The following is a 16,766-nucleotide window of genomic DNA, read 5'->3' on the forward strand; positions in this document are numbered from 1 at the left end:
AATCGCCTAGCAGAGCGAGTGAACTCACAAAGTGTATTTAGGCAGCCATGCAATCAATATGGACGCCAAGGGGCGTCTGGCGATACCGGCGAAGGTCCGCGACCGCTTGCTGGAGGAGTGCGCTGGTAGCCTGGTGATCACAGCTCATACAGAGGAGCGTTGCCTGCTGGTCTATCCGGCGCCGCAGTGGCAGCAAATATTGCCTAAAGTCGAGGCTCTTCCCAGCTTTAATAAGGTGGCGCGCCGGGCCCAGCGATTACTGATTGGTTATGCCTGTGAGCTGCAGGTGGATGGCAATGGCCGCGTTTTGATCCCTCCCACTCTGCGCGAATATGCGGGGCTGGAGAAAAAGCTGATGCTCGTGGGGCAGGGCAAGAAATTAGAACTTTGGAGCGAGGAGCGATGGATGTCCTGGCTCGATAATAGTGACGACGAGGAGGGAATGCCCGAGGAAATGGCTTCTCTTTCTTTATAAGGAGTACACCGAGTGTCTCAAGAATTGCATCGCAGTGTGTTGTTGCGCGAGGCCGTGGACGCTCTGGTGACTGACACCGAAGGTTTCTATGTGGATGGGACCTTCGGGCGCGGTGGACACAGCGCTGCGATCCTCGAACAACTGGGCCCCAAGGGGCAATTGTTGGCTGTGGATAAAGACCCCCAGGCGATTGACTATGCGCAGCAGCGTTTTGCTGCTGAGCCGCGCTTTTCAATTTGGCACGGCTCCTTTGCCGATATGGATCTCGCTGTTGGCGAGAGGGCGGGAAGTGTTAACGGAATCCTGTTGGACTTAGGGGTTTCATCGCCCCAGTTGGATCAGGCTGAGCGCGGCTTTAGCTTTATGCAGGACGGGCCGCTGGATATGCGTATGGATACTAGCCGGGGTATCAGCGCAGCGCAGTGGGTGAATACCGAGGCCGAGGATGAGATGGTCCGGGTGTTTAAAGAATATGGCGAGGAGCGTTTCGCGCGGCGAATGGCTGCAGCCATCGTTCGCCGTCGCACTGAAAAGCCCTTCGAGCGAACTTTGGATTTGGCTGAGGTAGTGAAGGCAGCCAATCCAGCTTGGGAAAAGGGTAAGCACCCGGCTACTCGAGTCTTCCAGGCTATTCGCATTCATGTAAATGGTGAGCTGGATGACCTGCAGAGCACATTGGAAAAGTCTCTGCAGTTGCTCGCGCCGGGAGGCCGGTTGGTGATTATCAGCTTCCATTCGCTGGAGGATCGCATGGTCAAGCGTTTTATCCGCGAAAAAGAGCGCGGACCCAAATTGCCCCGCGGACTTCCGGTAATGGATAGCCAAATCGCCAAGCCCCTGCGTTCAGTGGGCAAAGCGGTCAAGGCTAACACCATCGAGGTGGATGAAAACCTGCGCTCACGCAGTGCGGTGATGCGGGTTGCCGAAAAGCAGGGTGGGTGCTGATTCTGTGCCTATACGGTCGTTTCTTGGCATTGCTGTGCTCTGGGTGGGTGCAATTGCCTCGGCGTTGGCAGTGGTGTATTCGACTCAGCGCAGCAGAGAATTGACCGCAGAGCTAGGCCGCGCACAAAAGACCCGCGATGAATTGCGTTATGAGCAGGAGCGCCTGCTGCTTGAGCGGGGGGCCTGGTCTGCCTATAGCCGTGTGGAGAAAGTGGCCCGGGAAGAATTAAAAATGCGCATGCCGAGCCCTTCAGAGCAGATCTTGGTGCCAGTGGAGTGATTGGCTTGGTCGGAGTGTAGGCGGCCCTTTTAGGCAGTGTACACCGGAAATTGACTTAATAAGCATAAGAAAATTTGTTTATCGATGCGCTGTCGGGGTACCGGTTAAATTGCCCCGCTAAGAGGTTTGCCCTCAGGATGACAATATAACGCCAATTGGAAAATTATGGGCGCAGTAAAGAAAAAGCAAGTTCAACCGGGAATCGCTCGCTGGCGCTTTGTGCTGGTAGCGGTTCTGTTGTGCCTGCTCGCCCTGGCACTGGTGTCTCACTTAGCGCGGTTACAGGTGGTTCCTGCAGCAGAGCGGGGATATCGCTTCCTGCAGGATCAGGGGCGCGCGCGCACCATCCGTACCGAGGAGATAGCCGCCTATCGGGGTTCCATTGTCGATCGCAACGGAGAGCTGTTAGCGGTTAGCACCCCGGTGCACAGCCTCTGGGCCAATCCCAAATTATTGCGCGAGAGCAGTCCCGAACAAGTAAAGCAACTGGCTAAGACGCTGAGGTTAAAGGCGGATAAGTTGACCGCGCGCCTGGAAAAATACCGCAATAAGGAATTTATGTATCTGCGTCGCCACCTGACCCCAGAGCAGGCGGAGCGGGTCTTGTCTCTCGATTTGCCCGGTGTCTACAGCAAAAAGGAATACCGCCGCTTCTATCCCGCCGGCGAGGTGGTTGCGCAGCTATTGGGCTTTACCAATATCGACGATCGCGGTCAGGAGGGCATTGAGCTTGCTTACGATAACTGGTTGTCCGGAGAGCCAGGTGCGCAGCAGGTGGTTAAGGACCTGAAAGGTCGCACGGTGCAAGAACTGGCTATTCAGAGAGAGGCTCAACCCGGTCAGGAGTTGCGCCTCTCGATTGATATGCGTCTGCAATACCTCGCCTATCGGGAATTAAAAAGTGCTGTGGCAGAAAATGGTGCCGCTTCCGGTTTTATGGTGATTTTGGATATCCACAGTGGCGATGTCCTCGCCATGGCTAACCAGCCCTCTTTTAACCCCAATAACCGCAAGGGAGTTAGGGCGGCGGCCATGCGCAATCGCGCCCTGATTGATCAGTTTGAGCCGGGCTCTACGGTAAAGCCTTTGACGGTATTGGCGGCGCTGGAGACAGGTCGCTACAAGCCCCATACCCAAATAGATACAAGCCCGGGTTATATCCGCGTGCCCGGTAAAACTTTGGTGGATCCGGTCAACTACGGCAAGTTGGATCTAACCAGCATTATCACCAAGTCGAGTCAGGTGGGTATTACAAAAATTGCCCTGGATTTGGAACCAAATACGCTTCGAGAACTCTTTTACCGCCTGGGTTTGGGGGAGGCGGTTGGCAGTGGTTTTCCTGGTGAGACGCCGGGAATCCTACCTAGCCGCAGCCGCTGGCACCCAATCGAGCGGGCTAATTTTGCCTTCGGCTACGGTTTAACCGTGAATGGGGTGCAATTGGCCCAGGCCTACAGCGTGTTGGCTAACGGTGGGCTTAAACGTCCGGTTTCCCTGATTCTATCTGACGATAAGCCCGATTCTGAGGCGCAGCGGGTAGTCGAAGGGCCGCTCGTTAAGGATGTGAGCGCCATGCTGGAGACCGTAATTGGCAGCCGCGGCACTGGCCGTCAAGCCGCTGTAGAGGGTTACCGAGTGGCGGGCAAGACTGGCACTGTTCACAAGGTTGGTAGTGGTGGTTATGCCGATAATCGCTACCGTTCAGTATTTGCGGGATTTATTCCCGCAGACAAGCCGCGCCTTGCCGCGGTTGTAGTAATAGACGATCCCAGCCAGGCGAAGTACTACGGCGGTGAAGTGGCAGCGCCGGTATTTGGCGCTGTGATGGCTGGGGCTATGCGCCTGCTGCAAGTACCGCCAGAGCTCAAAGAGCCGGCGGAACGGCAGCTGGCCGCGCAGTTAACCGGAAGGGGTTCAAAGTCGTGACTCAGCGCGAACAATCATTTATCTCCCTGCAGGAATTGGTGCCCGGATACGCGAGCATACCCGATGTACCTGTTAGTGGTGTTGCTCTGGATAGCCGCAAGGTGAAAGCTGGCGATGCTTTTATGGCGCTGCGCGGCTCTGTCGTGGATGGGCGGGAATATATTGATGCCGCAATAGAAGCTGGCGCTGCCGTAGTGTTGGCGGATGGGGACAAACTGGAAAGTAAAACCCACAAGGGTATCCTTGTGGTTACTGTACCCGGGCTTGCTAAGCGGGTGGGGGAAATAGCCGCGCGCTTCCACGATAATCCCAGCGGAAAAATGCATTTGGTGGGAGTGACCGGCACCAATGGTAAAACTACCTGCGCTTATCTCACCTCCCAGTTATTGGCTCGGCATTTTGGCAGCGCTGCCCTGATCGGTACCATTGGTAATGGCATATGGAATCACGGGGTGATTGAGCTGCATGAGACGGGGCTCACAACTCCTGACCCTGTGCGGCTACAGGAGGATTTTGCCGATTTTTGCCGACGCGGAGTAGGTGCTGCGGCGATGGAAGTTTCCTCCCATGCCCTGTCTCAGGGCCGAGTACATGGTCTTATTTTTGATACTGCAATTTTTACCAATCTTTCCCGCGACCACCTGGATTATCACGGCAATATGGCAGCCTACGGGGCTGCCAAAGAGAAATTATTTGGCCTGCCAAAATTAAAGCGCGGCATTATAAATCTGGATGACCCTTTCGGCGCACAACTGGCGGAGCGTTGCAGATTGCGCGGGCTGCGTGTATTGACCTATGGCCTGCAGGCGGGCGACCTGCATGTGACAGATTTACGCCGTCATGAAAAAGGCTTTTCTGTCCAGCTCAGCTCTCCCTGGGGGAGTGGTGAACTCAATGCATCGCTGATTGGCGACTTCAATATTTATAACGCACTTGCAGTTATCGCTGCTGCTGCTTCGGCGGGCATGCCGTTCGAGGAAATTCTCACGGTTTTTCCCTCTATTCAGGGGGTACCCGGTCGTATGGAGCGAGTTCAAGTCGAAGGTGTCTATGAAGTGGGTGTGTTGGTCGATTACGCCCATACTCCAGATGCGTTACGAGCGGCGTTGGCCGCTGCACGCCCTTATTGCCGTGGGAAATTGTGGTGTGTATTTGGCTGTGGTGGTGATCGTGATACTGGCAAGCGCGCTTCAATGGGGCGTATAGCTTCGGAAATGGCCGATCGGGCCATTGTTACCAGCGACAATCCCCGCAGTGAAGAGCCGCAAAAAATTATCGACGATATCCTCGAAGGTGCTGCCAGTAATATTGAAGTAGAAATTGATCGGGCCAAGGCTATTGGCCAGGCAGTGGCTGCGGCACAGCCGGGAGATATAGTGCTGATCGCTGGTAAGGGCCATGAGAATTACCAGATTATCGGCAGCGAAAAAATTCATTTTTGCGATCGCGAGCAGGCAGCTTCTGCGTTGCTTCGGCGTATGGGTAAGCCCCTCAAGGTTGAAGGAATGAAGGGGGAAGCCCAGTGATTGGGTCGTTATCTCTTAAGCAACTGCAAGAACGCTTCGGTGGTGAGTTGATCAATGGCTCGGTCGAATTTTCTGAGGTGTGTACAGATACTCGTAAATTAAACCCCCAAGCACTGTTTGTTGCATTGGTTGGTGACAATTTCGATGCTCATGATTTTGTCGGAGAGCTTGATGGTCAGGCACTTGGCTTAGTTGTTGATCGGGAGGTTCGGGGTTGCGGCCTGCCTCAGTGGCGGGTGAAAGATACTACCGTAGCACTCGGACAAATTGGCCTGCTGTGTCGTGAGAAATTCTCTGGTCCAGTAATTGCGATTACTGGCTCCTGTGGCAAGACCACGGTTAAGGAAATGCTATCGGCGATTTTTTCCCAACGCCACACACCTTGTGTGACTGCAGGCAACCTAAACAACCAGTACGGTCTGCCGATAACCCTTTTCGGTCTCAGCGAAGAGCACGATGTACTGATTTTGGAGATGGGGGCGAATGGCCCTGACGATATTACTTATCTGTGTAGTATCGGCAAGCCACAAGTGAGTGCCGTCAATAATGTTATGCCCGCTCATGTTGAAGGGTTTGGTTCTATTGACGCCATCGCCAAAGCCAAAGGTCAAATTTATACAGGGTTGGATGTCGGTGGAACTGCAATTATCAATGCCGATGATAATTACGCAGACTATTGGCGCGGGCGAATGCCCGAAGGTGTGCGCACTTTAGAGGTGGGGCTTGCCAGCCAATGTGAAATCTTTGCGGAAAATATTGTCCTGAATAATAGTGGCTGTGCCGGATTTGACCTAGTGATTGAAGGGCTTAGCTACCCGTTGCAGCTTCAGCTACTTGGAGAGCACAACGTGCACAACGCTCTAGTAGCGGCAGCCTGTGCTTTTGCCGCGGGGATATCGGCAAAAGAAATTGTTCAGGGGCTATCAAGCCTGAGAGGTGTCAGCGGCCGCTTGCAGGAGCAGCGCGGTATTTTGGGAGCCACAGTTATCGACGACAGCTACAACGCGAATCCGGGTTCTGTGGGTGCGGCTATTGAGCTTTTGGCACAACGACCAGGGAAACGAATCCTGGTGCTTGGGGACATGGCGGAGTTGGGGCCGGATGCTGAGGATATGCATCGCGATGTGGGTGATCTGGCGCGAGAGCGTGGGCTTGATGCGCTGTTTACCCTGGGACCATTAGGCACTGCTGCCAGCTTGGCATTTAGCCATGGGGGCAATGAGCCCCTGCAGAATTATCGGGAGCGGGAGCCGTTGATCGCGGCTCTGACCCATGAATTAGATAACAACACCACTGTTTTGGTGAAGGGTTCTCGTAGTGCCCGTATGGAACTGGTCGCTCAGGCCCTGCTTGGCAACAGCAGAGGGGAGTCGTAATGCTGCTTTGGCTGGCGGAATTATTACAACAACATGTGAGCACCTTTTCGGTGTTCAATTATTTAACTGTCCGCGCAATTCTTGCGGCCCTTACCGCACTGGGGATTTCCCTGATTGTTGGACCACGCATGATCAACTGGCTGAACCATTTGCAAGTGGGGCAGGCGATTCGCGACGATGGCCCTGAAACACATTTGAGTAAATCCGGCACGCCCACTATGGGCGGCACCCTGATTCTCGCCTCGATCTTTGCTTCGGCGCTGCTATGGTCGGATCTTGGTAATCGCTATGTGTGGGTCACATTACTGGTGACCTTTGTCTTCGGCGCGGTAGGTTTTGTCGATGACTATAAAAAAGTTGTACACAAGAACCCCCGCGGCCTCATCGCGCGCTGGAAATATTTTTGGCAGTCCATTGCCGGTTTAGGGGCGGCCATATATTTATTTATGAGTGCGACCAGCCCGGCCGAAACCCAGTTCTTTGTGCCTTTCTTTAAAGACGTCGCTATTAACCTTGGGCCAGTCACCTTTATTCTGCTGACCTATTTTGTAGTGGTGGGTTCCAGTAATGCGGTTAATCTGACCGATGGTCTTGATGGCCTGGCAATTATGCCTACGGTGATGGTAGGCGGGGCACTGGGAATTATTGCTTATTTATCTGGACATGCGGAATTTGCCGATTATCTACATATTCCTGCGATTGCTGGTGCAGGGGAACTCGCCGTATTTTGTGCCGCTCTGTGCGGTGCAGGCTTAGGGTTCCTATGGTTTAACACCTATCCGGCGCAGGTGTTTATGGGGGATGTGGGTGCCCTGGCCCTGGGTGCGGCACTGGGCATCATTGCGGTGATCACTCGCCACGAGATTGTGCTGTTTATTATGGGGGGCGTGTTTGTGATGGAAACTGTTTCAGTCATCCTGCAGGTTGCGTCCTTCAAGTTGACGGGTAAGCGTATTTTCCGCATGGCCCCGTTGCACCACCATTTTGAATTGAAAGGTTGGCCCGAGCCGAGGGTAATCGTGCGTTTCTGGATTATCACGGTAATTCTGGTTCTGGCTGGACTGGCAACACTGAAACTCCGATAAAAATACAATGAGCCTGATCGCGACTTCTTCGCAGCACAAAGTGGTAATTGGACTGGGCGCTACCGGACAATCGGTGGTGCGCTATCTGCTGCGTCATGGTCATACCCCGGTGGTGGTGGATAGCCGTGATAACCCTCCAGGGCTTGCGGCTTTTCAGGGGGAGTTTCCCCAGGTCGCGGTGGAAACCGGCCCGCTACGTGCAGATACTTTACTTGCGGCCAGTTTAATTATTGTCAGCCCTGGTGTGCCCTTGGCGGAGCCGGTTTTGCAAAAGGCCGTTACCGAGGGTATTCCGGTTGTTGGTGATATTGAATTATTTGCCCAGGCTTTAGTGCGCAAGCAGTCCAAAGCGAAGTTGGCCGCGATTACTGGTTCTAACGGCAAAAGCACGGTCACGACACTACTTGGCAGAATGGCTAAAGCCGCCAATATTTCTGTGAGGGTGGGTGGCAATATTGGCGTACCGGTGCTCGATTTATTGGATGACCCCTTACCGGAGTTGTTTGTACTGGAGCTTTCCAGTTTCCAATTGGAGACAACTTATTCCCTCACTCCAACAGTAGCGACTGTTTTGAATATGAGTGCGGACCATATGGACCGCTATCCCAGTATGTTGGAGTATCACCGGGCGAAGCAACGGATTTATCGCGGTGCAGAAGTATTTGTGGTTAATCGCGAAGACCCCCTGAGCCAGGGACCTCTGTCGCGAGAGCGGCGTGAGTGGACTTTCGGCCTTGATCGACCGGACTTAAAACAGTTTGGTGTGTGCTTATCTGGGGAGCGTGAGTGGTTGGCTCAAGGAAGTGAGAAGTTATTGCCGGTCGATGAGCTGGCGATGGTGGGCAAGCATAATATTGCCAACGCTCTGGCTGCATTGGCCATGGGTAGTGTAGTGGGACTGCCCATGGCGGCAATGCTGTCGGTGTTGCGTAGTTTCCCTGGCTTGGCACATCGCTGTGAGCGCGTGGCGGATTTACATGGCGTAACTTATGTCAACGACTCTAAGGGCACTAATGTAGGTGCAACACAGGCCGCGTTGGATGGATTGGCGACCTCAACCCGTAAAATAGTTTTAATCGCAGGTGGAGATGGTAAAGGTGCAGACTTTTCTGCATTGAAGAAATGCGCAGGCGCCTTGCGTGCAGTGGTTTCAATCGGTGTTGATGGCGACAAAATTGCCAGCGTGTTTGCCGATCAGTGCAGGACACTCAATGCTGATTCCATGGCAGATGCCGTGAGTAAGGCCCGAACTTTGGCGCATAGCGGAGACTACGTATTGCTCTCCCCGGCGTGTGCCAGCTTTGATATGTATCGCAATTTTGAAGCGCGTGGTGAAGACTTTCGCAATATTGTAGCGACGCTGTGTGAGTGCTCACGGGAGGGGCAATGAGTGAATTGCCCTCCCTAAATGCCAGGCGTGATTTTCTCGATGCTCTTTTACCTTTTAGCGTTTTGGCGCTGGTGAGCATCGGCGTTGTGATGGTGGCTTCAGCGTCGATCGCTTTTGCTACAGATATTTATGCAGACCCTTGGTATTTCCTGAAGCGTCACTTGGTATTCTTGTTAATTGGGGCAATTGCGGCGTTATTGGTAAGCCAGATCCCATTGGCTATTTGGTCGCGCCTATCTTGGCCACTGCTACTATTTTCCTGTCTGCTTTTAATCGTGGTATTGGTGCCAGGTATTGGTCGAGAGGTAAATGGTAGTCGACGCTGGTTGGTGTTTGCGGGAATTACTATCCAACCTGCAGAAGTGGCGAAGTTTTGCATGCTGGTATTTTTTGCCAGTTTTCTAACCCGGCGCAGCAAGCAATTACACCACTGGAGCAGCTTTATGGTGCCGGTGGTTATTCTCACGATGGTTGCTTTTTTACTGTTATTGCAACCGGACTTCGGCTCTGTGGTAGTACTTTCCGGCACAGTGCTGGCGATGGTGTTTTTGGGTGGTGCACGCTTACCCCACACGTTTTTACTCGTGGCGGCAGCGGCTTGCGGTTTGGCCTTGATGGCGCTGATGAGCCCCTATCGTTTGCAGCGCCTGCTAACGTTTCTAGACCCCTGGGGAGACCAGTTTGCCAGTGGCTATCAGTTGACCCAATCGCTTATCGCTTTTGGTCGTGGTGAATGGTTTGGTGTGGGGCTGGGTAATAGCGTGCAAAAACTGTTTTATCTGCCCGAGGCCCATACCGACTTTATTTTTGCCATCCTCGCCGAGGAGTGGGGCATGTTTGGTGGTTTGGTTGTTGTTGGGCTTTTTGTGCTCCTGACCTGTTCGCTATTGCGTTTGGTCCGTGAAGCCCTGGCGCAACAAAAATTTTTTGCGGCTTTACTGGCATTTGGCATGGCAATACAGATTGCTGGCCAGGCTTTTGTGAATATGGGAGTGGCTTCAGGGTTATTACCGACTAAGGGGCTGACCCTGCCGTTTGTCAGTTCCGGTGGTAGTAGTTTGATTATTTGCTGTGCCCTATTGGGGTTGGCTTTGAGGATTCGCACTGAATTGCGAGGGCAATTTGAGCAAGCCGGGGATAGTGAGAAAAGTCCTGGTTTGTTTGGGAAGTTGCCAATTTTTGCCCGGCGCCGCACCAGTGCTGGCGTTGGTAGTGGGGAGGTAGTCTGATGTCCCATGAAGAAAAAGTATTCGCCAATAAGAAGTTTTTACTGATGGCCGGAGGTACCGGTGGCCACGTATTTCCAGCACTGGCAGTGGCAAAAGCCTTGCAGGAGCGCGGTGCCAGTGTTGAGTGGCTGGGTACACAGCGCGGTATCGAAGCGCGTTTAATTCCCGAGGCGAATATTCCACTGCACTGTATTCGTGTGGAGGGCGTGCGTGGCAAAGGCAAATTGGCCCTGTTCAAGGCACCTCTGCAGATTTTTCGCGCGGTGGTCCAAGCCCGTGCCGTGGTAAGGGCTGTAGCACCAGATGCGGTGCTCGGGTTCGGTGGATTTGCCACCGGTCCCGGTGGTGTAGCAGCACGACTCAGTGGAATTCCGCTGATTATTCACGAGCAGAATGCGGTTGCCGGCACCACTAACCGCCTGCTTGCTCGAATCGCGAGTAGGGTATTGGAGGCTTTCCCCAGTGGTTTGCCTGGTGCTAAGCAGGTCGGCAATCCAGTGCGTACTGAGATTGCGAGTTTGCCTGAGCCGCAACAGCGTATCGGAAATGAGGCACCACTGCGCCTGCTGGTGCTCGGTGGCAGTCTCGGCGCTGTGGCAATTAATGAGCTGGTGCCAAAAGCTGTGGCTCTTCTGCCGTTATCCCTACGGCCGAAAGTGGTTCATCAGGCGGGTGAACGTCATGCAGCGTTGGCCCAAGAAGCTTATAAGGCTGCGGGAGTAGAGGCAGAGGTTGTACCTTTTATTGCGAATATGGCCGATGCCTATAGCGTTGCAGATTTGATCATTTGTCGCTCCGGGGCGCTAACTGTGTCGGAAATCGCTGCCGCTGGTGTGGGCGCAATTATGGTGCCTTTTCCCTTTGCGATTGATGATCATCAGACACGCAATGGCGAGTGGTTACAGAATGCCGGTGGTGCGGTGGTAATTCAGCAGAGCGCCATGGATGCACAGAGTCTGTCAGAATTATTGCAGAAGCTTCTCTCAGACCCTCAAGCGTTGCTTGAGATGGCGAAAGCTGCGCGCAGTGTGGCAAAAATTGATGCAACCGAGCAGGTAGTAGGTGCCTGCGCTGAACAGCTGGCTCTTGTCAGATAGCAAATAAAAAATGAGTGGATCAAGGTTATAAAGTATGGCTTCTGAGCGTGCCAATATGGAAAAAAGTTATGCTGTACCGACGATGCGCCGCATTCGTCGCATCCACTTTATCGGTGTGGGTGGTGCAGGCATGAGCGGCATTGCCGAAGTACTGCAGAATCAAGGTTACGAGGTTTCTGGTTCCGATTTGCGCGAATCAGCTGTAACAGACCGTCTGCAAAAGCTCGGTGTTAGGGTTGAAATTGGACACAGTTCGGAAAATATCCGCGGTGTCGATGTGGTTGTTAACTCTTCGGCCGTACATGACGACAATCCAGAGTTGGTCGCCGCCCACGAAAACCGAATTCCGGTGGTGCGCCGTGCGGAAATGCTCGGGGAATTGATGCGTTATCGCTATGGTATTGCCGTAGCGGGTACACACGGAAAGACTACAACTACCAGCCTGATAGCCTCGATTTTTGCTGCGGATAAAAAAGATCCGACGTTTGTGATTGGCGGTTTGGTCAATTCGGCAGGTGCCAATGCGGCATTGGGCGAAAGTCGTTATTTAATCGCCGAGGCAGATGAAAGTGATGCATCTTTTATTCACCTGCAACCAATGGTGACGGTGATCACGAATATTGATGCGGACCATATGGAAACCTATGGTGGGGACTTTGAAAAGGTCAAACAGATCTTTATTGATTTTGTCCATAACCTGCCTTTTTATGGCCTTGCTGTGGTCTGTGGCGATGATGCCAATGTGCAGGAAGTAATACCCAAGTTTTCCCGGCCGGTGCTGACTTATGGGTTTGCTGAGGGCAATGATTTCCGCATTGTCGAGGTTAAACAGGAGCCGTTGCGAAGCCATTTTAAAGTGCAGCGCCCGGCGGGTGATCTGCTTGAGGTCTCGGTAAATACTCCTGGTATCCACAATGTATTGAATGCTACTGCGGCAATTGCTGTCGCTACCGATGAGGGTATCGGTGATGAAGCTATTCAAAAAGGATTACAAGGTTTCCAAGGAGTCGGTCGTCGCTTCCAAATTTATGGAGATTTCTCTATTAGTGACGACAGTAACGCAGAAAAAGTGATGCTTGTGGACGATTATGGCCACCACCCAAGGGAAGTGGCAGCAACCATCAGGACTGTACGTGACGGCTGGTCCGATCGGCGCTTAGTGATGGTTTACCAACCGCATCGCTATACCCGAACCCGAGATCTGTTTGAGGATTTTGTTCAGGTGCTGTCCGAGGTGGACAAACTAATTTTGCTGGATGTTTACAGTGCTGGGGAGGCACCGATAGCCGGCGCGGATGGGCGGACTTTGGCTCGTAGCCTGCGCAATCGAGGCCAGGTTGATCCCATTTTTGTCGAAACCGTTGATCAGGTTCCCCCAATCCTGGCTGATCTACTGGAACCCGGCGATGTGGTTCTGACTCAGGGCGCGGGTAATGTTGGGGCTCTCTCACAGAGGTTGGCGGAATGGCGCCTGGGTGAGAAAGACCTCGAGGCTTGAGTGGTAGTGAGGTCTGCACAGAAAAAAAATATAGGGACTCAGCGGGCCTCGGTTCGTGGTGCCAGTCCTCTCAAAGAGAGAGAGACGCGGGGATTCCACTGGCGCCCCTGGTTGATTACCAGTTTTTTTATGTTCTTGCTTGGTGGGCTGCTTAGTGGGGGCTACTGGTTGTGGCAGCACCTACCGGCGATTCAGATCAGTCGAGTTGATGCACTGGAGCAAGTTGAGGTTCGCGGAACCTTTAATGCTGTAACTGAAGAGCAGATTAAAGAAATTTTACTGCCGTATTTGCAAGCGGGTTTTTTTTCTGTTGATATCCGCGCGATGCGCGCAGCATTGCTAGAGAAACCGTGGATTACCAAGGTTTCAATAAGTCGCCGCTGGCCCAAGGGCGTTGTTGTTGAAGTCAGCGAGGCGCAGCCACTTGCCATCTGGGGCCGTGATCGTTTGTTGGTTGCCAGTGGTGCACTGTTGCCACGGCCGAAACAAATGCAGGTGGGTACACTACCCGAGCTTGCCGGGGATGAAGAGTTGGTTGGGCAAATTATGTCCCAATACCAAGCGCTTGCTGGGCTTTTGACTACGCGGGATATGGAAGTAAAGCGCTTGTCATTTGATGACCTTAGTGGCTGGCATCTGGAGTTGATGTCGGGAATTGAATTAAAACTCGGTCATGAGGCACTGTTGGAGCGTGTTAACCGCTTTCTTACTTTGAGTCGCGGGCTACTTGCTCCTTATTTGCAAAAAGTAGCCGAGGTAGATACTCGTTACGGTAACGCGGTAGCGGTTCAGTGGAAGAACGAGCAAGAGTAAACAGGGACGCGGCAGTAGCCGCTGTGGAAAGATAAAGTTTAAAAGCGAAGGCGCTGATCCGGTTGAGAATGAAAGGAAAGCCGGGGTATGGCCTAGCGAGGTTGGAACAAAAATGACACAAGTATCCGATCAGCGCATGATTGTTGGGCTGGATATCGGCACCTCCAAGGTGGTTGCCATCGTTGGTGAGGTATCTGCTAACGGGGAGCTCAATATTGTTGGTATTGGCTCCCATCGCTCCACCGGGATGAAAAAAGGTGTGGTGGTAAACATTGAATCCACCGTGCAATCTATTCAGCGTGCCGTGGAGGAAGCAGAACTCATGGCGGGGTGTGAAATTCACTCTGTGTATGCCGGTATCGCGGGCAGCCATATTCGCAGTCTCAATTCTCACGGCATTGTGGCTATTAAAGATCGTGAAGTAACCCAACAGGATTTGGATCGGGTAATTGATGCAGCTCGTGCAGTTGCTATACCCGCAGATCAGAAAATTTTACATACGCTGCCGCAAGAATACCTGATCGACAACCAGGAGGGGGTAAAAGAGCCTCTGGGGATGTCCGGTGTGCGCCTCGAAGCAAAGGTGCATTTAGTCAGTGGTGCTGTCAATGCGGCACAAAATATTGAGAAGTGTATCCGCCGCTGTGGTCTTGAAGTGGAGGATGTCATTCTCGAACAGCTGGCTTCCAGTTACGCGGTACTGACTGAAGATGAGAAAGAACTTGGGGTATGTATGGTGGATATCGGTGGAGGCACCACCGATATTGCTGTATTTACCGGTGGCTCAATTCGCCATACTGGAGTGATTCCCATCGCTGGGGATCAGGTGACTAACGATATTGCGATGGCATTGCGTACCCCGACACCGCACGCCGAAGATTTAAAAATAAAATATGCCTGTGCTCTGGCAAAACTTGCGCGGGAAGGTGAAACCATAAAAGTACCGAGTGTCGGAGATCGGGAACCCCGGGATTTGTCCCGTCAGGCCCTGGCTGAAGTAGTAGAGCCGCGCTATGACGAGCTGTTTACTCTGGTGCAAGCGGAATTGCGCCGCAGTGGATTTGAAGACCTGTGCGCAGCAGGAGTGGTTTTAACGGGAGGCTCTTCAAAAATGGAGGGTGCGGTAGAGCTGGCTGAGGAAATTTTCCATATGCCGGTACGTCTCGCAGTGCCTCAAGGAATTTCTGGATTGAGCGATATCGTGAGCAATCCAATTTACTCCACCGGAGTTGGATTATTGATGTACGCAATGCAGCAAGAAGAGGCTGCAGAGGGAAAAACTCAGCCCGTGCGTAACGATAATCAGTGGTGGGACAAAGTAAAGCACTGGTTTCGTGGAAATTTGTAATAGCATGCAACCAGAATTAGCCGTCCCATAAGGGATTTTTTTTAGGCGTGGCTGTAAAATTCGACATGAGCAAGAAAGGGGAGCAGCGATGTTCGAGCTAGTTGATAGCGTACAGGATAAACCTGTCATCAAGGTAATAGGAGTCGGCGGCGGCGGTGGCAATGCTGTTAAGCATATGATTGCCAGCGACGTGGAGGGCGTAGACTTTATCTGCGCGAACACTGACGCTCAGGCGCTGAAAGATATTGAAGCGCAAACTATCCTACAGCTTGGTAATACGATTACCCGTGGACTAGGTGCTGGGGCCAATCCCGATATCGGTCGTCAGTCCGCTCTGGAAGACCGCGATCGCATCGCTGAAGTCTTGGGCGGTGCTGATATGGTGTTTATTACCGCTGGCATGGGGGGCGGCACTGGTACCGGTGGAGCGCCGATTGTAGCCGAGATTGCCAAAGAGCTCGGCATTCTCACCGTGGCTGTTGTTACTCGCCCGTTCAAAATTGAAGGCCGCAAGCGCACTGTCGTAGCCGAAGAGGGTATTCTCGAACTGCGCGACAAAGTGGACTCCCTGATTACTATCCCTAACGATCGCCTGCTGGAAGTATTGGGTAGCAAAATCACCATGAAGTCTGCCTATAAAGAGGCTGATAACGTGTTACTCGGAGCGGTGCAGGGTATTGCCGATCTGATGATCCGCCCCGGCATTATGAATGTGGACTTCGCCGATGTACGCACGGTGATGTCTGAAATGGGTATGGCGATGATGGGCTCCGGCTCTGCCATTGGCGAGAATCGCGCTCGTGAAGCGGCGGAGAAGGCTGTACGCAGTCCGCTGTTGGATAACGTTAACCTTGCTGGTGCACGCGGTATTTTGGTCAACATCATTACCGGCAGTGAAGAAGCTGGCTGTCAGGAGTTGACCCTGGGTGAATACTCCGAAGTGGGTGAGATTGTGCAAGAGATCGCCTCTGATGAGGCCACAGTGGTTATTGGTACGGCGGTGGATGATAAGCTGGGTGATGAAATGCGGGTGACTGTAGTAGCCGCTGGCCTGGGTGAGGGAACTCCTGCGGCTCGCCCAGCTAAAGTGGTAGATAACACACGTCGTCCCGAAGTGCGTGAATCCCGCGATGTTCGCGAGACTCGAGACATGCGTGAGAGCCGCGATATGCGCGATATGCGTGAAAGCCACGGTGCTGCAGGGCTAGTCTCTCGTGAGAGTGTGGCCGACACCCGTCCTCGGGTGGATGTAGAGCGCCCCAAGCGCCCCGCTCCGTCGCTCAGCTCTGCTGATGCCGATATGGAATATTTGGATATTCCGGCCTTCCTGCGCCGCCAGGCAGACTGAGAGTAGCCGCCGCAGCAGAGGCAGTACACCGCTCATGTCCACCCAGCTTATTGTTGGGTGTCGCCTCTGCGGGGCGGCTTATCGCAGAATTTTGTATTTGATATCACTTTTGGTATTGCTAAATCAGAAGCTTGCCCAGTTCCATAAGACCTGCTATCAGGGTTACTCTCTGCTATGAGGGGCAAGGAAATAGGCAAGTAAGAGTTTAATTAACAATTTTTTACAGTGATCCTGGCGCTCATGGTCTTAAAATGCTGTCTCAGCGACTGAGATGTGGCGCTCCAATCTTTATTTAAACTATCCTTAGAAGGACGGTGGCGGTGTGTTAAGTTGACCACACGCCCACAATTGGTATTGGCGTCGCAATTGTGCTAATATCGGCGGCTTGCTGCGCGTTTTGCGTAGACCATCGACTGGGAAAAGATAGTTT

General features: G+C 52.9%; 14 protein-coding genes. All 14 read left to right on the forward strand.

From position 1 onward, the window contains the following. The first annotated feature begins 31 nt into the window (after positions 1-31). The 14 genes from mraZ to ftsZ all read left to right on the forward strand — a co-directional run bounded on the left by mraZ (position 32) and on the right by ftsZ (position 16,336). Complete coding sequence (mraZ, locus tag ACJJIT_RS04205) at positions 32-475, forward strand: division/cell wall cluster transcriptional repressor MraZ (RefSeq protein ID WP_252082971.1); 444 nt, start codon at positions 32-34, stop codon at positions 473-475. A 12-nt stretch (positions 476-487) separates the two neighbouring features. Continuing rightward, complete coding sequence (gene rsmH / locus ACJJIT_RS04210; RefSeq protein ID WP_444900067.1) at positions 488-1,420, forward strand: 16S rRNA (cytosine(1402)-N(4))-methyltransferase RsmH; 933 nt, start codon at positions 488-490, stop codon at positions 1,418-1,420. A gap of 4 nt (positions 1,421-1,424) precedes the next feature. Further along, positions 1,425-1,700 (forward strand): cell division protein FtsL, encoded by a 276-nt coding sequence (gene ftsL, locus ACJJIT_RS04215; RefSeq protein WP_252082969.1) that lies wholly within the window; start codon positions 1,425-1,427, stop codon positions 1,698-1,700. A 165-nt stretch (positions 1,701-1,865) separates the two neighbouring features. After that, entirely contained in the window at positions 1,866-3,626 is a 1,761-nt protein-coding gene (locus ACJJIT_RS04220; RefSeq protein WP_444900068.1) for a peptidoglycan D,D-transpeptidase FtsI family protein, read from the forward strand. Next, the gene (locus ACJJIT_RS04225; protein WP_444900069.1) at positions 3,623-5,152 is read left to right on the forward strand and encodes a UDP-N-acetylmuramoyl-L-alanyl-D-glutamate--2,6-diaminopimelate ligase; all 1,530 of its coding nucleotides are present in this window, start codon (positions 3,623-3,625) and stop codon (positions 5,150-5,152) included. Before ACJJIT_RS04220 ends, ACJJIT_RS04225 begins: the two co-directional genes overlap by 4 nt. After that, a complete protein-coding gene (locus ACJJIT_RS04230; RefSeq protein WP_444900070.1) occupies positions 5,149-6,528 on the forward strand; it encodes a UDP-N-acetylmuramoyl-tripeptide--D-alanyl-D-alanine ligase in 1,380 nt (459 codons plus the stop codon). Before ACJJIT_RS04225 ends, ACJJIT_RS04230 begins: the two co-directional genes overlap by 4 nt. Further along, a complete protein-coding gene (mraY, locus tag ACJJIT_RS04235) occupies positions 6,528-7,613 on the forward strand; it encodes a phospho-N-acetylmuramoyl-pentapeptide-transferase (protein WP_252082965.1) in 1,086 nt (361 codons plus the stop codon). The genes ACJJIT_RS04230 and mraY overlap by 1 nt, the downstream gene beginning before the upstream one ends. Before the next feature lie 7 nt (positions 7,614-7,620). Then, on the forward strand, positions 7,621-9,003 hold the full coding sequence (gene murD, locus ACJJIT_RS04240; protein WP_444900071.1) for a UDP-N-acetylmuramoyl-L-alanine--D-glutamate ligase: 1,383 nt from the start codon (positions 7,621-7,623) through the stop codon (positions 9,001-9,003). After that, positions 9,000-10,232 carry a putative lipid II flippase FtsW gene (gene ftsW, locus ACJJIT_RS04245; RefSeq protein ID WP_444900072.1) on the forward strand — a complete coding sequence of 411 codons (1,233 nt, stop codon included), beginning with the start codon at positions 9,000-9,002 and terminating at the stop codon, positions 10,230-10,232. The genes murD and ftsW overlap by 4 nt, the downstream gene beginning before the upstream one ends. Beyond that, complete coding sequence (murG, locus tag ACJJIT_RS04250; protein WP_444900073.1) at positions 10,232-11,329, forward strand: undecaprenyldiphospho-muramoylpentapeptide beta-N-acetylglucosaminyltransferase; 1,098 nt, start codon at positions 10,232-10,234, stop codon at positions 11,327-11,329. Before ftsW ends, murG begins: the two co-directional genes overlap by 1 nt. A gap of 55 nt (positions 11,330-11,384) precedes the next feature. Continuing rightward, complete coding sequence (gene murC / locus ACJJIT_RS04255; RefSeq protein WP_435583648.1) at positions 11,385-12,827, forward strand: UDP-N-acetylmuramate--L-alanine ligase; 1,443 nt, start codon at positions 11,385-11,387, stop codon at positions 12,825-12,827. 6 nt (positions 12,828-12,833) lie between these two features. Next, entirely contained in the window at positions 12,834-13,640 is an 807-nt protein-coding gene (locus ACJJIT_RS04260) for a cell division protein FtsQ/DivIB (protein ID WP_444900074.1), read from the forward strand. Between the two features lie 112 nt (positions 13,641-13,752). Continuing rightward, positions 13,753-14,988, forward strand: coding sequence for a cell division protein FtsA (gene ftsA / locus ACJJIT_RS04265; protein WP_444886942.1), 1,236 nt, complete (start codon positions 13,753-13,755; stop codon positions 14,986-14,988). A gap of 88 nt (positions 14,989-15,076) precedes the next feature. After that, complete coding sequence (gene ftsZ / locus ACJJIT_RS04270) at positions 15,077-16,336, forward strand: cell division protein FtsZ (RefSeq protein WP_444900075.1); 1,260 nt, start codon at positions 15,077-15,079, stop codon at positions 16,334-16,336. Positions 16,337-16,766: the final 430 nt, after the last annotated feature.

The organism is Microbulbifer mixtoriginis (SeqCode) (genome assembly GCF_052467515.1).